Origin of the sequence: Stenotrophomonas sp. GD03877, from assembly GCF_029840555.1 — a bacterium.
In the GTDB taxonomy this organism is placed as follows: Bacteria; Pseudomonadota; Gammaproteobacteria; order Xanthomonadales; family Xanthomonadaceae; genus Stenotrophomonas; species Stenotrophomonas geniculata.
This window is the reverse complement of sequence record NZ_JAOCCT010000018.1, coordinates 1-17,574: the sequence shown is the minus strand read 5'-3', so window position 1 is coordinate 17,574 and position 17,574 is coordinate 1. Positions and strand designations below refer to the sequence as shown.

The following is a 17,574-nucleotide window of genomic DNA, read 5'->3' as shown; positions in this document are numbered from 1 at the left end:
CCGGCGCAACCTGCCGATACCGCGCAACGGGTCCTACAGCACGGTGGATGGCAGGTGGTTCGCGCACTTCTGATCGGGGCGATGCTGGTCGCCAGTACGCCCGCGTGGGCCGATCCCGGCAGCACACCCCTGCAGATCCGGCTGACCGTGGTCGAGGGCTGCAGCGGTGATGCCGGCAACACCCGATGCGCGGCACCGCACAAGCGCAGCGACGCGCCCGAGCTTCCGCAACAGATCCGCGATCTCGCGCCGCCGGCCGACAGCGACGACGCGGCGCCCGCCGTGACCGTCATCTACTGATGCGTACCCTGCTGAGCCTGCTGGTACTGCTGCTGGCGCTGCCCGCGTCGGCGCTGGACCTGGTGCCGACCACCCTGCAGCTGCCAGCCGAAGGGGGACACAGCGAGCTGTGGCTGTACAACCCCGGTCCCGGCCGCTGGCAGGGCGAGGTTCGGATCCTGGCCTGGGAACAGCAGGCCGACGCGGAAAAGCTGCGGCCCAGCGACCAGATCCTGGCCAGCCCTGCCCGGCTCGGCCTCCCGCCCGGCACCCGCCAACGCATCTGGCTGCTGCCCCGGGACAGGTCGCCCATTGCCGTCGAGCAGGCCTACCGGGTGCTTCTGGCTCCCACTGAACCGGACCTGCCACGGTACTCGCTGCCCTTGTTCAGGGGCCACGCCATGCCCTTGGCGTGGCCGGAGCTGCATGCCGGGATCGAACCCGGTACGTCACATCCCTTTCTGCGATTGAGCAACGCAGGTACCGTACACGCCCGCCTGCACGATCTTGCGTTCGTCGCCGACGATGGCCGCCGCACCCTGCTGCTGCCGGGACTGGCCGGCTACCTGCTGGCGGGCCGGGAGCGTCGCTGGGCCCTCCCCGCCCATGCCGACGGCTATGCCCGTGGCCATTTCCAGGCCCGGCTGCAGGACGGCCGCGTGGTCGATCTGACCGTGCCGGACCCGGCAATTGCAGCGAGCGCACCGAGCGGGCTATAATCGACCGGATTCCTGCCGCCTGCGTGCGCGGGAGACCGTCCACACCGGACGTCACCGGTGAATCCACACCTGCTGCCCCCATCCGTGCCGGGGTGCTCCGCAAGGAGTTCGGCCACGGAGGCAACAGGGAAGCCCAACCCCGGAACCGATCGCGCTTCCACGCGTCCCGCATACCTATCCCCGCGGGCGGAATCGCTGGTTCCATATCAGGAGTATTGCAATGCCCCAGGTCACCATGCGTCAGATGCTGGAAGCCGGCGTCCACTTCGGCCACCAGACCCGCTACTGGAACCCGAAGATGGCTCCGTACATCTTCGGCGCCCGCGGCAAGATCCACATCATCAACCTGGAAAAGACCGTCCCGCTGTTCAACGACGCGATGAACTTCATCTCGTCGGTTGCCCAGAAGCGCGGCACCGTCCTGTTCCTGGGCACCAAGCGCAGCGCCCGCGAAACCATCAAGGAAGAAGCCGAGCGTTGCGGCATGCCGTTCATGAACCAGCGCTGGCTGGGCGGCACCCTGACCAACTTCCGTACCGTCAAGCAGTCTGTTGCCCGCCTGAAGGAACTGGAAGCCGGTGAAACCGACGGCACCTTCGAGAAGCTGGTCAAGCACGAAGTGCTGGGCCTGCGTCGCGAGCGCGACAAGCTGGAAGCCTCGCTGGGCGGCATCAAGGACATGAACCGTCTGCCGGACGCCATCTTCGTGATCGACATCGGCCACGAAGACATCGCGATCAAGGAAGCCAAGAAGCTGGGCATCCCGGTCATCGCCGTGGTCGACACCAACTACAACCCGGAACTGGTGGACTACGCCATCCCGGGCAACGACGACGCCATCCGCGCTGTGCAGCTGTACGCCCGCGCCGCTGCCGACGCCGTGCTGGAAGGCAAGGCTGCTGCTCCGCACGCTGCTTCGGTGCGTGAGGAAGAGTTCGCTGAAGCCGCTGCTGAAGGCGAAGAGAAGCCGGCCCGCCGCGCTCCGGCCAAGAAGGCTGCCAAGAAGGGCGACGACGCCCAGGCCTGATCCAGGCCCCGGGGTGGACGCCCGGCGTCCACCCTCCCTGCACGCAGCCTTTGGCGCGTGACAGGACCGTGTCACACGGGCCGGCCACCATGCCGGCCCAACCCCTTTCTTTCGTGAGGTAATCCCGTGGAAATCACTGCTTCCCTGGTCAAGGAACTGCGCGAGCGCACCGGCGCCGGCATGATGGAATGCAAGAAGGCGCTCACCGAAGCCAACGGCGACATCGACGCTGCTGCTGAAGCCATGCGCAAGTCCGGCGCCGCCAAGGCCGACAAGAAGGCTGACCGCGTGGCCGCCGAAGGCCGTCTGGGCCTGGCCCAGGATGGCGGCAAGGCCGTGCTGGTCGAAGTCAACTCGGAAACCGACTTCGTCGCCAACGACGACAACTTCAAGTCCTTCGTCAACGCCGTCGCTGCCGCTGCCCTGGCATCGGGGGCCACCGACGTGGAAGCCGTGAAGGCTGCCAAGCTGGCCGATGGCCGCACCGTTGAAGAAGCCCGCGCCACCGCCGTGCAGACCCTGGGTGAGAACATCCAGATCCGCCGCATGGTCAAGGTCGACACCACCGGCAACATCGGTGCCTACGTCCACACCAACGGCAAGGTTGGCGTACTGGTCGACCTGATCGGCGGCGACGTCGAGCTGGCCCGTGGCCTGGCGATGCACGTGGCTGCCCTGAAGCCGCCGCACAACAAGGCGTCGGACGTTCCGGCCGACTTCGTCGAAAAGGAAAAGGAAATCGAGCTGGCCAAGATGTCCGAAAAGGACAAGGCCAAGCCGGCCGAGATCCTGGAAAAGATCATCAGCGGCAAGATCAACAAGATCGTCAGCGACGTGACCCTGTACGGCCAGACCTACGTGCTGGGCGACACCACCGTCGAGCAGGTGGTCAAGGCCGCTGGCGCCGACGTGGCTGGCTTCAAGCTGCTGATCGTCGGCGAAGGCATCGAGAAGGTGGTGGAAGACTACGCCGCTGAAGTTGCCAAGGCGATGCAGGTCTGATTCCAGCCTTCCGGCTGCGAAGCGACCAGAAGGAGCCGCGGGAATCCGCGGCTCTTTTTTTATGCCCGGGACAATGGGAGGCTCATGCTCCAACTGTTGTTGCGCACACCGACGCCGCGCACACCGGCACCTTTGCGTTGCGCGCGAATCAAGCCGATACTCGGCGCAGGGAATCCACAGTCACATAGCAGGAACGAAAATCGCGGACTGTGATGCATTCCTAGGTATTCTTGTCCCAATGGAATTGAACGACCCGACATGCCTCCCGAGCTGACAGCTGCCCTGGCGCTCTGCCGCAACCTGCCTTCGCCACCCGGTATTGCCCTGCGCATCATCGAACTGGCACAGGACCCGGAAGCGGACATCGCCACCGCCGCCGACATCATCGCCATCGACATGGCGCTGAGCGCTCGCATGCTGCGCATCGCCAATTCGCCGCTGTACGCCAGTCGTCGCCGCATCGAGAACCTCGGCCAGGCACTGACCATGCTCGGCCTGAATGCCACGATCAGCCTTGCCCTGGGCTTCACCGTCACCCAGGGCCTGACCGGCGGCGCCGGTGCCGACCACGACCTGCGCCAGCGCGCGTGGAAGCGCAGCATTCTCAGCGCACTGGCCGCCAGCCAGCTGGGCCAGGCCCGTGGCCTGCGCCGCCTGGAGGAACTGATGCTGGCCGGGCTGCTGCAGGACCTGGGCGTGCTGTGCCTGGCCCAGGCCGAATCGGAGCGCTACCTGCCGCTGCTGCGCGAAGCCCGTGACAACACGGACCTGGTTGCCCGCGAGCGCGACGCGCTCGGCTGCAGCCACGCCGATGTCGGCGCCTGGGTGGCCGAGCAATGGGGCCTGCCGCGCTATCTGGTGGAGAGCATCAGCCACAGCGAGGACGACGACGCTGCCGATTCGCCGTTCCAGGCCTGCGTGCAGCTGTCCGGCGCTGTCGCCGACATCTGGCTGGACGAAGATGCCGATGCCGCCCGCGAGCGCGCCCTGCACCAGGTACATGACCGGCTGGAACTCGACAGCGCCCGTTTCGACCAGGTGCTGACCCGCATCAGCGAGGCCCTGCCGGACATCGCCAGCCTGTTCGAGGCTGGGCTGAACTCGCCCTCGCGGGTCCGTGAGCTGATCGACCACGCGCAGGAACTGGCCACCCTGCGCAACCTGCGCGAGCTGCAGGATGCCGACCAGGCGCGCCGCCGCGCCGACGAATTCGAGGCGCGGGCCAAGCGCCTGGCCGACCAGGCCCACCGCGACGCCCTGACCGGCGTGCTCAACCGCCGCCAGCTGGAGGCGGTGCTGGAGCAGGAGTTCCTGCGCGCCGGGCGCCAGGGCTGGCCGCTGTCGGTGGCCTTCATCGACCTGGACGACTTCAAGAAGATCAACGATGCCCACGGCCACCTGACCGGCGACGAGGTGCTGCGCGCCTTTGCCGGCAAGCTGCAGGGCCAGCTGCGCAACAGCGACACCGTGGCCCGCTTCGGCGGCGAGGAATTCGTCGCGCTGCTGCCCAATACCAGCGAAAGCGTGGCCCTGGACGTGATCCGCCGGGTACTGGCCAACATCGTCGCCACGCCGATGGCCGAGCTGGAGGGAGGTCCGTTGTTCGTCACCTTCTCCGCCGGCGTGGCCACCCAGGGCGGCTACGAGCGCTTTGCCGACGTGCAGGACCTGCTGCGTGCCGCCGACGATGTGCTGTACCGATCGAAGAACCTGGGCCGCAACCGGGTGATCGCCCGCTCCCCAGGCGCCCTCGGCCACGACAAGCTTTCAGCCACCGCCGGCGCCGAGCTGGGCTGAACGGGACGCCCCGCTTGACCGGGGCGGATGGCAGGATTTTGCGCCGCAGTGCACAAAACACTTTGGCCCGACGCCGCATGCGCGTAGAATCGCCCGCGATTTCCACGCACCCGAGGTCCCTATGTCCAAGCTCGCCTATCGCCGCATCCTTCTGAAACTATCCGGGGAGGCGCTGATGGGAGATGAGGACTACGGCATCGACCCGAAGATCATCAACCGCCTGGCCCGTGAGGTCATCGAAGCCCAGCAGGCAGGCGCCGAAGTTGCGCTGGTTATCGGCGGCGGCAACATCTTCCGCGGCGCCGGCCTGGCCGCTGGCGGCATGGACCGGGTCACCGGCGACCAGATGGGCATGCTGGCCACGGTCATCAACGCTCTGGCCATGCAGGACGCCTTGGAAAAGCTGGGCGCCAAGGCCCGGGTGATGAGCGCGATCAAGATCAACGACGTGTGCGAGGACTACATCCGGCGCCGCGCCATCCGCCACCTGGAAAAGGGCCGCCTGGTGATCTTCGCCGCCGGCGTCGGCAGCCCGTTCTTCACCACCGACTCCGGTGCCGCCCTGCGCGCGATCGAGATCGGCGCCGACCTGCTGCTGAAGGCGACCAAGGTTGACGGCGTGTACGACAAGGACCCGAACAAGCACAGCGACGCGGTCCGCTTCGACAGCCTGAGCTACGACGAAGTGATCCGCCGTGGCCTGGAAGTGATGGATACCGCCGCCTTCGCACTGGCCCGCGACAGCGACCTGCCGATGCGCGTGTTCGACATGGGCCAGCCGGGCGAGCTCCTGAAGATCCTCAGCGGCGAGAACATCGGCACCCTGGTCCAGGGCCGCGACCCGGCCTGAGCCTGAGTGCCAGGCGAGCTCCGGGCCGATTCAGGCCCGGCAGCGTCCCGTATTCGCCTATAATCGCCCGATTCCAGTTACACCCAGGACCGGGCGATGCTCAACGACATCAAGAACAACGCGCAGACGCGCATGGCCAAGAGCATCGACGCTCTGAAGCACACCCTCACCTCGATCCGCACCGGCCGCGCCACCCCGGCCCTGCTGGACCGCGTCACGGTCAGCGCCTATGGCAACGCCAGCACCCCGCTGAACCAGGTCGCATCGATCTCCAACGCCGACGCCCACTCGCTGCTCGTCACGCCGTTCGACAAGAGCATGATCAAGGAGATCGAAAAGGGTCTCTACAACGCCGAGTTCACCCCGAACACGCTGGGCACCGCGATCCGCATCAACATGCCGCCGCCGACCGAAGAGCGCCGCAAGGAGCTGGTCAAGCAGGTGCAGAAGGAAGGGGAAGGCGCCAAGATCGCGATCCGCAACATCCGTCAGGACGCGAACAAGGAAATCGCCAAGCTGGTCAAGGACAAGGCGATCAGCGAAGACGAGAAGAAGCGCGGTGAAGACGACATCCAGAAGTTGACCGACACCCACATCAAGGACGTCGACAAGGTCGTTGCCGACAAGGAAAAAGAACTGCTGTCGGTCTGAAGTCGATGCCTTCAGTCCCGCCTCCGTTGCCGGCCGCCCTGCCCCGCCACATTGCCATCATCATGGATGGCAATGGGCGCTGGGCACAGCAGCGCCGTCGTCCGCGCGTGATCGGCCACCGGGCCGGCGCGCGTGCGGTCAACCGCACCATCGAGCGCTGCCTTGAGCTGGGTATTCCGGCGCTGACCCTGTTCGCGTTCTCCAGCGAAAACTGGGGCCGGCCGCAGGAAGAAGTCGATGCGTTGATGAAGCTGTTCCTCGGCGCGCTCGACCGCGAAGTGGACGAGTTGCATCGGCGTGGCGTGCGCGTGCGCTTCATCGGCGAGCGCGAACGCTTCGGCGCCGGGCTGGTCAGCCGCATGCAGCTGGCCGAGCAGCGCACCGCGGACAACACCACCCTGACCCTGTCGATCGCCGCCAGCTACGGTGGCCGCCAGGACATCACCCGCGCCGCGCGCACACTGGCCGCCGAGGTCGCCGCCGGCCGCCTGCTGCCCGAACAGATCGACGAATCGCTGCTGGGCAGCCAGGTCGCCCTGGCCGACCTGCCGCCACCGGACCTGTTCATCCGCACCGGTGGCGACACCCGCATCAGCAACTTCCTGCTGTGGCAGCTGGCGTACACCGAGCTGTGGTTCACCGAGGCGCTGTGGCCGGACTTCGATCCAGCTCTGCTGCAGCAGGCGCTGGACGCCTATGGCAGCCGTGAGCGTCGTTTCGGCCTGACCAGCGCCCAGATCGCCGCACTGGCCACCGAGACTTCCAGCCCATGACCAAGACCCGAGTCCTTGCCGCGCTGATCATGGCGCCGGTCGCCATTGCCGCGATCCTGCTGCTGCCGACCCAATGGTTGGCAGCGGCGGCGGCTGCGGTGCTGCTGATCGGCCTGTGGGAGTGGCTGAAGCTGGCCGGCATCGAAGACACCCTGGCACGCACCGTGCTGCTGGTGCTGAACCTGCTGCTGATGGTGCTGCTGGTCTGGGCCGATGGCAGCACGCTGGTGCTGTTCCAGATAACCACCCTGGCCGGCGTCGCCTGGTGGTTGGCGGCGCTGGTCTGGCTTCGCTTCTTCAATTTCGGCGCGCAACCGTCGGCACCCTCGCGCATCGTGAAGATGCTGGCCGGTACGCTGGCCATCGTTCCGGCCTGGGCCGCGCTGGTGCTGATCCATGCTGGCGGCGATCCGCCGGGCAAGCAGGGCCACCTGTGGCTGCTGGCTGCCCTGGCACTGGTCTGGGCGGCCGATTCGGGCGCCTATTTCGCCGGCCGTCACTTCGGCAAGCACAAGCTGGCCCCGCGCATCAGCCCCAACAAGACATGGGAAGGCCTGTTCGGCGGCCTGCTGGCCGGTGTCGCCGTGGCCGTCGGTCTGGGCTGGCTGGCCGGCATCGATACCGCACATCTGCCGGGCCTGCTGATCACCTCGGTGGTGGCCGTGTTCGCCTCGGTACTGGGTGATCTGTTTGAAAGCCTGATCAAGCGTCACGCCGGCGCCAAGGACTCGGGCCACCTGATTCCGGGCCATGGCGGCGTGCTCGACCGTGTCGACGGCGTCCTGGCTGCGGTGCCGGTGTTCGCACTCGGCAAGGAAATCTTCGGGTTCTGACCATGAATGCTGTCGCAGACCTGCGCCGGGTCGCCGTGTTCGGCGCCACCGGCTCGATCGGTGCCTCCACGCTGGACGTGATCGCCCGCCACCCGCAGCGCTATCAGGCCACCGTGCTGGCCGCCGGCCGCCAGGTGCAGGCGCTGCTGGCGCTGTGCCGCCAGCACAAGCCCGCGCACGCGGTGATCGCCGACGCATCACTGTTCGCCGAGCTGCGCGACGGCCTGCGCGATGCCGGACTGGCCACCGAGGCGCATGCCGGCCATGCCGCGCTGGACCAGCTGGCCGCCAGCGATGCCTGCGACACCGTGGTCGCCGCCATCGTCGGTGCGGCCGGGCTGTCTTCCACCCTGGCCGCGGCCGCCGCGGGCAAGCGCATCCTGCTGGCCAACAAGGAATCGCTGGTGCTGGCCGGTGAGCTGCTGACCCGCACTGCCGAACGTGCCGGCGCCGAAATCATCCCGATCGACAGCGAACACAGCGCGATCTTCCAGTGCCTGCGCTCGCGCGACGCCAGCATTGACGGTGCCGGTGTGCGCCGCATCCTGCTGACCGCCTCCGGTGGCCCGTTCCGCGGCCGCAGCCGGGCCGCGCTGGCCCAGGTCACCCCGGCCCAGGCCGTGGCCCACCCGAAATGGTCGATGGGCCCGAAGATCTCGGTCGATTCGGCGACGTTGATGAACAAGGGCCTGGAAGTGATCGAAGCCCACCACCTGTTCGGCATCCCCGGTGAGCGCATCGACGTGCTGGTGCATCCGCAGAGCCTGGTCCACTCGCTGGTCGAGTTCGTGGACGGTTCGACCCTGGCGCAGATGGGCCTGCCGGACATGCGCACCACCCTGGCCGTTGGCCTGGGCTGGCCACAACGCATCGAATCGGGCGTGGCGGGGCTGGACCTGCTGGCCCAGGGCCGGCTGGATTTCGAGGCCCCCGACACCGACGCCTTCCCTTGCCTGGCCCTCGCCTGGCAGGCGATGCAGGCCGGTGGCACCGCGCCGGCGGTGCTGAACGCTGCCAATGAAGAGGCCGTTTCAGCGTTTCTTCAGGGCCGGATCGGTTTCCTGACCATCCCGGAACTGGTTGCTAACGCTCTTTCAACACTGCCGACCCAGCCAGCCGATACACTGGAGGTCCTGTTGTCCGCCGACCAGCGGGCACGCCAGCTCACCCTGAACGCCATCGACGCCGCCTGAACGACCGCCTCGCACACGCATGACGACGCCGCCCCTGCCCGCCACTGTGAGCCTGCATGACTGACTTCATCGGATCGGTCTGGTGGATGATCGTCAGCCTCGGGCTGCTGGTCACGTTCCACGAGTTCGGGCATTACTGGGTCGGGCGCCTGTGCGGGGTCAAGATCCTGCGCTTCTCGGTCGGCTTCGGCCGGCCGCTGTGGTCGCGCCGGGACAAGCACGGTACCGAGTTCGCCATCGCCGCCATCCCGCTGGGCGGTTATGTGAAATTCCTCGACGAACGCGAAGTCGAAGTCCACCCGCACGAGCGCGGCCAGGCCTTCAACCACAAGACCGTCTGGCAGCGCATCGCCATCGTCGCCGCCGGACCGATCGCCAACCTGCTGCTGTGCATCCTGCTGCTGTGGGCGATGTTCGTGATCGGCAAGCAGGATTATTCGCCGACCATCGGCCGTGTCAGCGGCATCGCCGCCAGCGCCGGCCTGACCAGCGGCGACCGCGTGCTGCGCGTGGACGAGCGCCCGGTGGTCACCCTCGGCGAGGCCAGCATGGCGCTGACCGCCGCAGCGATGGACCGCCGCGACGTGACGCTGGAAGTGCTGGACCCGGCCGATCAGGTGCGCGTGCGCACCCTGCCGCTGTCGCAGCTGCCCCCCGGTTTCGATGAACGACGCGTGCCGATCCTGGCTGGCCTTTACTGGCAGTCGTGGCTGCAACCGGCACGGGTCGATTCGCTCACCGCGGACTCCGTGGTGGCCGGGCAGCTGCAGCCGGGCGATCTGATCGTGGCGATCGACGGCCAGCGCATCGACGGTGCCGACCAGGTCATCGGCGAGATCCAGACGCTGGGCCGCGCTGGCGGCCCGGGCATGATCGAGGTCCTGCGGGGCGGCGAACGCCTGGCGCTGGAAGTCACCCCGCGCCAGGGCAAGGATTCCAAGGGCGAGCCGATCTGGCAGATCGGCGTGCAGTTCCCGACCTCGTTCAGCCCGCCCTATGACACCCTGCTGCGCTATGGCCCGCTCGACGCGGTCACTGTGGCCGTGCGCGAAACAGGCCGCCTGGCGGCCGATTCGCTGGGCATGATGGGCCGCATCGTCACCGGCAAAGCCTCGCTGCAGAACGTTTCCGGGCCAGTGACCATCGCCCGCGTGGCCAATGTTTCAGCCAAACGCGGCCTGGACTGGTTCCTGCAGTTCCTTGCCCTGCTGTCACTCAGCCTGTGCATCATCAACCTGTTGCCGATCCCGATCTTGGACGGCGGCCACCTGCTGTATTACCTTATCGAGTTGGTCAAGGGCAGCCCGCTGAGCGAGCGTGCCATCGCCGCCGGCCAGTACATCGGCCTGGCGTTGCTGGCCGGGTTGATGGGGTTGGCGTTCTACAACGACATCCTCGGCCTGGTCCCGCGATGAACTTTTCCATGTTGTTGCCGTCTACAGCGTCGGCATCCCGCACCAACGAAATCGACCTTCCTACCGGACGTGACATGACGCGACTCCCCAATCGCCGCCTGCTGGCCCTCGCCCTCGCCGCCGTCACCGGCGCTCCCGCCCTGGCCCAGGCAGCCGAGCCCTTCACTGTCAGCGACATCCGCGTGGATGGCCTGCAGCGCATCAGCTCGGGCACGGTATTCACCTACCTGCCGGTGGAGCGTGGCGAGACGGTCACCGACAACAAGGTCGGCGAGACCATCCGCGCCCTGTACAAGACCGGCTTCTTCGAAGACGTGCAGCTGGACCGCCAAGGCAGCATCCTGGTGGTGACCGTCAAGGAACGCCCGGCGATCAACAAGCTGACCGTGACCGGCAACAAGGACATCAAGTCCGAACAGCTGCTCAAGGGCCTGTCCGACATCGGCCTGACCGAGGGCGGCACCTTCGATCGCCTGAGCCTGGACCGCGTGACCCAGGAACTGCGCCGCCAGTACAACGACCGCGGCAAGTACAACGTCGAGATCACCCCGACGGTGAGCCCGCTGGACCGCAACCGCGTGGACATCGCGATCGCGATCAAGGAAGGCAAGGCGGCCAAGATCCGTCACGTCAATCTGGTCGGCACCGAGAAGTTCGAGAGCAAGGACATCCTGGAGACCTGGGAGTCCAAGGAGCACAACTGGGCGTCGTGGTACCGCCGTGACGACCAGTACTCCAAGGAAAAGCTGTCCGGCGACCTGGAAAAGCTCAATTCCTGGTACCTCGACCGCGGCTATGTCGACTTCAGCATTGATTCGACCCAGGTGTCGATCAGCCCCGACAAGCGCGACATGTTCCTCACCGCCGGCGTGACCGAAGGTGCGCAGTACAAGATCTCCGAGATCAAGGTCAGCGGCGACACGATCCTCCCGCAGGAGGACGTCGAGCGCATGGTGATCCAGAAGTCCGGCGACACGTTCTCGCGTGCGCTGCTGGAATTCAGCTCGGACACCATCACCAACTCGCTGTCGAACATCGGCTATGCGTTCGCCAAGGTGAACCCGATCCCGACCACCAACCGCCCCGAGCAGACCGTGGCGATCAACATGCAGGTCGTGCCCGGCCCTCGCGTGTCGGTGCGTCGCATCCTGTTCCGTGGCAACACACGTACGTCCGACGAAGTGATGCGTCGCGAAATGCGCCAGTTCGAGAACAGCTGGTACTCGCAGGCCGCGATCGACCGCTCCAAGATCCGCCTGCAGCGCCTGGGCTACTTCGAGTCGGTGGACGTGGAAACCCCGGCCGTCAGCGGCAGCAACGACCAGGTTGACGTCGTCTACAACGTCAAGGAAACCACGTCCGGCAGCTTCGTGTTCGGCCTGGGCTACTCGCAGTCCTACGGCATGACCACGTCGGTGCAGCTGTCGCAGAACAACTTCCTCGGCGGCGGCAACCGCGTGTCGGTCGAAGCCTCGCGCAGCAGCTACCTGCAGCGCTACGGCTTCAGCTACACCAACCCGTACTTCACCGATGACGGCGTGTCGCTGGGCTACAACCTGTCCTGGCGCGAGCTGGACTACTCCGACTTCAACACCGCGCAGTACAACAGCACCAATGGTTCGGCGCAGGTGGTGTTCGGCGTGCCGATCACCGAGACCGATACCGTCTCGCTGATGTTCGGCATCGACAGCAACCAGATCACCACCTACCAGGGCTCGACCCCGCAGTCGATCATCGACTACATCAACGCCGTCGGTAAGCGCACGTTCCATGCCTGGCGCACCGAGCTGGGCTGGGCGCGTGACTCGCGCAACGACTACTTCATGCCGACCCGCGGCACCTACCAGCGCATCGGCCTGGAAACCACGCTGCCGGGTTCGACCATCGAGTACTACAAGCTGAACTACCAGATCAGCAAGTACTGGCCGATCATGCCGTCGCTGGTGATCAACACCCGTGCCGAAGTGGGCTACGGCGATGCCTATGGCAACGACTACACCCGCACGCTGACCAACCCGGACGGCACCACCCGTACGGTGACCGCCAGCGGCCTGCCGTTCTTCGAGAACTTCTACGCCGGCGGTACCAACTCGGTGCGTGGCTTCGAAGACAACACCCTCGGCCCGCGCGAAGTCACCAACGGCTATCCGGAAGGCCAGCCGCTGGGTGGTTCGCTGAAGACCGTTGGTTCGGTCGAAGCCTACTTCCCGCGCCTGTTCGACAGCCCGTCGGCACGTGTGTCAGCCTTCGTCGACTTCGGCAACGTTTACAACGGCGTGGACAACTTCAAGGCCAACGAACTGCGCGTGTCCACCGGTGTGGCCCTGCTGTGGCGCGCCCCGGTCGGCCCGATCTCGATCAGCTACGCCTTCCCGCTGAAGAAGAAAGACGATGACAAGATCGAACGGCTGCAATTCACGTTCGGTGGCCAGTTCTGAGGAACGTTGTTCCCCAGAACTGATCCACCTCCGGTGAATTGCCCGCGCATTTCACCTATCCCCCGCGCCGCTGGCGCGCCCCCCTTAACAGAAGGGGGGCTCTCCACCAGACGGGTCTCGAATCGCCGGGCATTGCCCGGCGTTTTCGTTTAGAAGGGCTGGCGGAAGCGAGCGCTCCGCTTTTGATCTTTCCTGTTTTTCCGTGGCTGGCACTCGCGCCACGCCGTCGGAGGACGGATGGGTGGGGCCTGCGAGGGTGTGAGCCGCATGGATGCGGCGACCAAGGCTACATGGACGTACTTGCGCCGTCCCTCGCGGGCCCCACCCGTCCGACCCAGCCCACGGGCCTGACTCTGCCAGCCACGAGGGGCCCCGCCGTTGGCCGCAGAACCGCCCCGCATGACCGCAATGGCGTCACACGTTAAACTCCCGCCGTGAATACTCCCACCTACACCGCCCAGCAACTCGCCGAGCAGTTCGGCCTGCAGGTCCATGGCGACCCCGCCACCGCCATCCATGGCGTGGCTACCCTCGCCCATGCCGGTCCTGGTCAGCTGACCTTCCTCGCCAATCCACGCTACCGCGCCCAGCTGGCCGACAGCCAGGCCTCGCTGGTGGTCCTGCGTGCCGACGACGCCGAGGCCGCCCCCGGCGCCGCGCTCGTGGCCAAGGACCCGTACACCACCTTCGCCAAGATCGCCGCGCTGTTCGATATCGCGCCAACGCGCCCGCCGGGCATCCACCCCAGCGCCGTCATCGATCCCAGCGCCCAGGTCGCCGCCAGCGCCCATATCGGTCCCTTCGTCTCCATCGGCGCGCGCAGCGTGGTCGGTGAGAACTGCATCATCGGCACTGGCAGCGTGATCGGCGAAGACTGCAGCCTGGACAGCGGCTGCGAGCTGATCGCGCGGGTCACCCTGGTCACCCGGGTCAAGCTCGGCAAGCGCGTTCGCGTGCATCCCGGCGCCGTACTCGGCGCCGATGGCTTCGGCCTGGCCATGGACGCCGGCAAGTGGATCAAGGTGCCGCAGCTCGGCGGCGTGCGCATCGGCGACGATTGCGAAATCGGCGCCAACACCTGCGTCGACCGTGGCGCGCTGGAAGACACCGTGCTGGACGAAGACGTGCGCCTGGACAACCTGGTGCAGATCGCGCACAACGTGCAGATCGGCGCGCACTCGGCCATCGCCGGCTGCACCGGCATCGCCGGCAGTGCCAGGATCGGCCGCTACTGCCTGCTCGGCGGCCACGTCGGCGTGGTCGGCCACCTCGAGATCTGCGACAAAGTCGTGATCACCGGCAAGTCGGTGGTCCGCAATTCCATCCATGAGCCGGGCGAGTACTCGTCCGGCACCCCGTTGACCGACAACCGCACGTGGCGCAAGAACGCCGCGCGCTTCAAGCAGCTGGACGCATTGGCTCGCCGCGTCCTGGCTGCTGGCAAGGAGAAAGAATGAACGACACGCTGCAGCTTCCGATCGACGTCTGCCAGATCCAGGAACTGCTCCCGCACCGCTATCCGTTCCTGCTGGTGGACCGGGTGCTTGAGCTCGACATCGAGGCCAAGCGCATCCTTGCGCAGAAGAACGTCAGCATCAACGAGCCGTTCTTCCAGGGTCACTTCCCGGGCCGCCCGATCATGCCTGGCGTGCTGATCATCGAAGCGCTGGCGCAGGCCGGTGGCGTGATGACCCAGCTCACGCTCGGCCGTGACTCGCAGTCCAAGCTGTTCTACATGGTCAAGGTGGAAAACGCCCGCTTCAACAAGCAGGTCGTGCCCGGCGACGTGCTGATGCTGGATGTGCAGATGAAGCGCCTGATCCGCAACATGGGCTGGTACTACGGCGAAGCCAAGGTCAACGGTGAAGTCGTTGCCTCGGCCGAAGTCATGTGTGCCGGCGCCAAGGGCTGATCCACTGGAGGCAGGAATGACTGACAACGCACCGCGGATCCACCCGACCGCCGTCATCGACCCGGCCGCGCGCCTGGCCGATGACGTCCAGGTGGGCGCGTTCACCCTGATCGGTGCCGATGTGGAAATCGGTGCCGGCACGGTGATCGGCCCCCATTGCAGCATCCACGGCCCGACGAAGATCGGCCGCGACAACCGCTTCATCGGCCACGCAGCGGTCGGTGGCGAACCGCAGGACAAGAAGTATGCAGGGGAGCGCACCGAGCTGGTGATCGGCGACCGCAACGTGTTCCGCGAGTTCGTCACGCTGAACCGTGGCACCGGCGGCGGCGGCGGCATCACCAGCATCGGCGACGACAACTGGATGCTGGCCTACACGCACGTGGCGCATGACTGCCATGTCGGCAACTTCTGCGTGTTCTCCAACAACACCACCCTGGCCGGCCATGTGACCGTGGGCGACTACGTGATCATCAGCGGCTTCGCCGGTGCCCACCAGTTCTGCCGGATCGGCGCGCATGCCTTCCTCGGCATGGGGGCGCTGACCAATGGCGACGTTCCGCCGTTCACCATGGTCGGCACCGATTCGCTGGGCCGCCCGCGCGGCATCAACAGCGAAGGCCTGAAGCGCCGCGGCTTCGACGCCGAGCGCATTTCCGCCATCAAGCGTGCCTACCGCACGCTGTACGTGGCGGGCCTGCCGCTGGCCGAAGCCAAGGTGCAGCTGACCGAACAGGCGCGTGACAGCGATGACGTGAAGGCCATGCTGGACTTCATCGAGCACGCCGAGAGGCCCTTGCTGCGATGAGCAGCACGACCGGCCAGGCGCCGGCCGGCGCCGCTGTGATTCCGCTGGCCTCGATGACCGGCAGCGTCCCCGCGCAACGGGTGCTCAGCGAGCGCCCGTTGCGGATCGCCCTGGTGGCCGGTGAGGCCTCCGGCGATCTGCTCGGTGCGGGCCTGGTTCGCGAACTGAAAGCGCGCTTCCCGAATGCCGAGTTCGCCGGCATCGGTGGCGACGCCATGCGCAGCGCCGGCTGCCAGACCTGGCACGATGCCAGCGAACTGGCGGTGATGGGCCTGACCGAAGTACTGCGCCATCTGCCGCGCCTGCTGAAGCTGCGCTCGGCGTTCCGCCAGCGTGCGCTGGACTGGCAGCCGGACGTCTTCATCGGCATCGACGCCCCCGACTTCAACCTGGGCATCGAGCGCTGGCTGAAGCAGCGAGGCGTGCGCACCGTGCATTACGTCAGCCCCTCGGTCTGGGCCTGGCGTGAGAAGCGAGCCGAGAAGATCGGCAGCAGCGCCGACCTGGTGCTGTGCCTGTTCCCGATGGAGCCGCCCATCTATGCCAAGCACGGCATCGACGCGCGCTTCGTCGGCCATCCGATGGCCGACGACATTCCGCTGCAGGGCAACCGCGAGGAAGCGCGCGCCGCGCTTGGCCTGCCGACTTCGGCCAAGGTGCTGGCGGTGCTGCCGGGCAGCCGCCTGGGCGAAATCTCGCGCCTCGGCGAACCCTTCTTCGAGGCTGCCTGGCAGGTCTCCGAACGCATCCCAGGCCTGCACGTGGTGGTGCCTGCCGCCAACCCCGCCTGCAAGCGCCTGATCGAAGAGCAGCTGTCACGCTCGGCGCTGCCGGTCGCGTACTCGCATGTGCTCGACGGCCAGGCCCGCAACGCCATGATCGCCGCCGACGTGGTGGTGCTGGCGTCCGGTACCGCGACCCTGGAGGCGATGCTGGTGAAGCGGCCGATGGTGGTCGGCTACCGTGTCAACGAACTGACCTACCGTCTGGTCAAGGCATTCGGCCTGATCAAGGTCGACCGCTTCGCCCTGCCCAACATCCTGGCCGGGCAGGACCTGGCACCGGAACTGATGCAGCACGACTGCACGCCGGACAAGCTGGCCGCGGCCATCCAGCAGTGGTTCGACCACCCACAACGGGTAACCGACCTGCAGGACACCTATGCACGCCTGCATGAGCGCCTGCGCCGCAATGCTTCGGCACGTGCCGCCGACGCCGTCGGCGAGCTGCTGATGCGCGACCAGGCCCAGGCATGAGCCGCCGCCACGCCGCAGCGGCCAGCCTGGCCCTGTTCGATGGCAGCGCGGTAATCGAGCCGGAACGCCTGGTTGCCGGCGTCGATGAGGCCGGCCGTGGTCCGCTCGCCGGGCCGGTGGCGGTGGCGGCGGTGGTGTTCGACCCGGCACGGCCACGCATCAACGGCCTGGACGATTCCAAGCAGCTCACCGCGGCGCGCCGCGAGCAGCTGCATGACCGCATCATCGAGCGCGCCCTTGCCTGGCACGTGGTGCTGGTGGACGTGGACACCATCGACCGCCTGAACATCTACCAGGCCACCCTGCAGGGCATGCGCGATGTCGTCGCCGCGGTCGCCCACGTGGCCGGCTTCGCGCGCATCGACGGCAACGTGGTGCCCAAGGGCCTGGTACTGCCGGCGCAGGCGCTGATCGGCGGCGATGGCATCGACCGCGCGATCATGGCCGCATCGATCCTGGCCAAGGTCTCGCGCGATCGCTACATGCAGGACGTGCACGCCCGCCACCCGCAGTACGGCTTCGAGCAACACAAGGGCTATGGCACCCCGGCCCACCTGGCCGCCCTGCGCGAGCACGGCCCCTGCATGGAGCACCGGCGCAGCTTCGCCCCGGTACGTGAGT

At 66.9% G+C, this 17,574-nt stretch carries 17 protein-coding genes; all 17 read left to right on the top strand.

Annotated features, from left to right (window positions below; genetic code table 11):
* Nucleotides 1-81: 81 nt before the first annotated feature.
* Nucleotides 82-300, top strand: coding sequence for a hypothetical protein (locus N5D20_RS14205; RefSeq protein WP_010486315.1), 219 nt, complete (start codon nt 82-84; stop codon nt 298-300).
* Nucleotides 300-998, top strand: a complete 699-nt coding sequence (locus N5D20_RS14200; RefSeq protein WP_279915173.1) for a molecular chaperone — start codon at nt 300-302, stop codon at nt 996-998. The genes N5D20_RS14205 and N5D20_RS14200 overlap by 1 nt, the downstream gene beginning before the upstream one ends.
* Nucleotides 999-1,218: 220 nt before the next feature.
* Nucleotides 1,219-2,025 carry a 30S ribosomal protein S2 gene (gene rpsB, locus N5D20_RS14195; RefSeq protein WP_005408748.1) on the top strand — a complete coding sequence of 269 codons (807 nt, stop codon included), beginning with the start codon at nt 1,219-1,221 and terminating at the stop codon, nt 2,023-2,025.
* A gap of 126 nt (nt 2,026-2,151) precedes the next feature.
* On the top strand, nt 2,152-3,027 hold the full coding sequence (tsf, locus tag N5D20_RS14190) for a translation elongation factor Ts (RefSeq protein ID WP_010486320.1): 876 nt from the start codon (nt 2,152-2,154) through the stop codon (nt 3,025-3,027).
* A gap of 258 nt (nt 3,028-3,285) precedes the next feature.
* Entirely contained in the window at nt 3,286-4,824 is a 1,539-nt protein-coding gene (locus tag N5D20_RS14185) for a GGDEF domain-containing protein (RefSeq protein ID WP_010486323.1), read from the top strand.
* 121 nt (nt 4,825-4,945) lie between these two features.
* Nucleotides 4,946-5,674 (top strand): UMP kinase, encoded by a 729-nt coding sequence (gene pyrH, locus N5D20_RS14180; protein WP_010486325.1) that lies wholly within the window; start codon nt 4,946-4,948, stop codon nt 5,672-5,674.
* Between the two features lie 96 nt (nt 5,675-5,770).
* Nucleotides 5,771-6,325 carry a ribosome recycling factor gene (gene frr, locus N5D20_RS14175; RefSeq protein ID WP_010486327.1) on the top strand — a complete coding sequence of 185 codons (555 nt, stop codon included), beginning with the start codon at nt 5,771-5,773 and terminating at the stop codon, nt 6,323-6,325.
* 5 nt (nt 6,326-6,330) lie between these two features.
* Nucleotides 6,331-7,098 (top strand): polyprenyl diphosphate synthase, encoded by a 768-nt coding sequence (uppS, locus tag N5D20_RS14170; protein ID WP_191863014.1) that lies wholly within the window; start codon nt 6,331-6,333, stop codon nt 7,096-7,098.
* Nucleotides 7,095-7,931 (top strand): phosphatidate cytidylyltransferase, encoded by an 837-nt coding sequence (locus tag N5D20_RS14165; protein ID WP_010486331.1) that lies wholly within the window; start codon nt 7,095-7,097, stop codon nt 7,929-7,931. The genes uppS and N5D20_RS14165 overlap by 4 nt, the downstream gene beginning before the upstream one ends.
* A gap of 2 nt (nt 7,932-7,933) precedes the next feature.
* A complete protein-coding gene (locus N5D20_RS14160) occupies nt 7,934-9,124 on the top strand; it encodes a 1-deoxy-D-xylulose-5-phosphate reductoisomerase (protein ID WP_010486332.1) in 1,191 nt (396 codons plus the stop codon).
* A 56-nt stretch (nt 9,125-9,180) separates the two neighbouring features.
* Entirely contained in the window at nt 9,181-10,539 is a 1,359-nt protein-coding gene (gene rseP, locus N5D20_RS14155; RefSeq protein ID WP_010486334.1) for an RIP metalloprotease RseP, read from the top strand.
* A 74-nt stretch (nt 10,540-10,613) separates the two neighbouring features.
* Nucleotides 10,614-12,977 (top strand): outer membrane protein assembly factor BamA, encoded by a 2,364-nt coding sequence (gene bamA, locus N5D20_RS14150; protein WP_010486337.1) that lies wholly within the window; start codon nt 10,614-10,616, stop codon nt 12,975-12,977.
* 434 nt (nt 12,978-13,411) lie between these two features.
* Entirely contained in the window at nt 13,412-14,434 is a 1,023-nt protein-coding gene (gene lpxD, locus N5D20_RS14145) for a UDP-3-O-(3-hydroxymyristoyl)glucosamine N-acyltransferase (protein WP_005408738.1), read from the top strand.
* Nucleotides 14,431-14,889, top strand: coding sequence for a 3-hydroxyacyl-ACP dehydratase FabZ (gene fabZ, locus N5D20_RS14140; protein WP_008265823.1), 459 nt, complete (start codon nt 14,431-14,433; stop codon nt 14,887-14,889). Before lpxD ends, fabZ begins: the two co-directional genes overlap by 4 nt.
* Before the next feature lie 16 nt (nt 14,890-14,905).
* Entirely contained in the window at nt 14,906-15,697 is a 792-nt protein-coding gene (lpxA, locus tag N5D20_RS14135) for an acyl-ACP--UDP-N-acetylglucosamine O-acyltransferase (RefSeq protein ID WP_010486342.1), read from the top strand.
* Nucleotides 15,694-16,953, top strand: a complete 1,260-nt coding sequence (lpxB, locus tag N5D20_RS14130; protein WP_049455669.1) for a lipid-A-disaccharide synthase — start codon at nt 15,694-15,696, stop codon at nt 16,951-16,953. The genes lpxA and lpxB overlap by 4 nt, the downstream gene beginning before the upstream one ends.
* A partial coding sequence (locus tag N5D20_RS14125; RefSeq protein ID WP_279948127.1) for a ribonuclease HII occupies nt 16,950-17,574 on the top strand: 625 nt, incomplete at its 3' end. The genes lpxB and N5D20_RS14125, both read left to right, overlap by 4 nt.

What these genes read in the sequence shown, in the direction of transcription:
- N5D20_RS14205 (WP_010486315.1), top strand. Translation starts at nt 82, where the DNA reads ATGCTGGTCGCCAGTACGCCCGCGTGGGCCGATCCCGGCAGCACACCC.
- N5D20_RS14200 (WP_279915173.1), top strand. Translation starts at nt 300, where the DNA reads ATGCGTACCCTGCTGAGCCTGCTGGTACTGCTGCTGGCGCTGCCCGCG.
- rpsB (WP_005408748.1), top strand. Translation starts at nt 1,219, where the DNA reads ATGCCCCAGGTCACCATGCGTCAGATGCTGGAAGCCGGCGTCCACTTC.
- N5D20_RS14185 (WP_010486323.1), top strand. Translation starts at nt 3,286, where the DNA reads ATGCCTCCCGAGCTGACAGCTGCCCTGGCGCTCTGCCGCAACCTGCCT.
- pyrH (WP_010486325.1), top strand. Translation starts at nt 4,946, where the DNA reads ATGTCCAAGCTCGCCTATCGCCGCATCCTTCTGAAACTATCCGGGGAG.
- frr (WP_010486327.1), top strand. Translation starts at nt 5,771, where the DNA reads ATGCTCAACGACATCAAGAACAACGCGCAGACGCGCATGGCCAAGAGC.
- uppS (WP_191863014.1), top strand. Translation starts at nt 6,331, where the DNA reads ATGCCTTCAGTCCCGCCTCCGTTGCCGGCCGCCCTGCCCCGCCACATT.
- N5D20_RS14165 (WP_010486331.1), top strand. Translation starts at nt 7,095, where the DNA reads ATGACCAAGACCCGAGTCCTTGCCGCGCTGATCATGGCGCCGGTCGCC.
- N5D20_RS14160 (WP_010486332.1), top strand. Translation starts at nt 7,934, where the DNA reads ATGAATGCTGTCGCAGACCTGCGCCGGGTCGCCGTGTTCGGCGCCACC.
- rseP (WP_010486334.1), top strand. Translation starts at nt 9,181, where the DNA reads ATGACTGACTTCATCGGATCGGTCTGGTGGATGATCGTCAGCCTCGGG.
- bamA (WP_010486337.1), top strand. Translation starts at nt 10,614, where the DNA reads ATGACGCGACTCCCCAATCGCCGCCTGCTGGCCCTCGCCCTCGCCGCC.
- fabZ (WP_008265823.1), top strand. Translation starts at nt 14,431, where the DNA reads ATGAACGACACGCTGCAGCTTCCGATCGACGTCTGCCAGATCCAGGAA.
- lpxA (WP_010486342.1), top strand. Translation starts at nt 14,906, where the DNA reads ATGACTGACAACGCACCGCGGATCCACCCGACCGCCGTCATCGACCCG.
- lpxB (WP_049455669.1), top strand. Translation starts at nt 15,694, where the DNA reads ATGAGCAGCACGACCGGCCAGGCGCCGGCCGGCGCCGCTGTGATTCCG.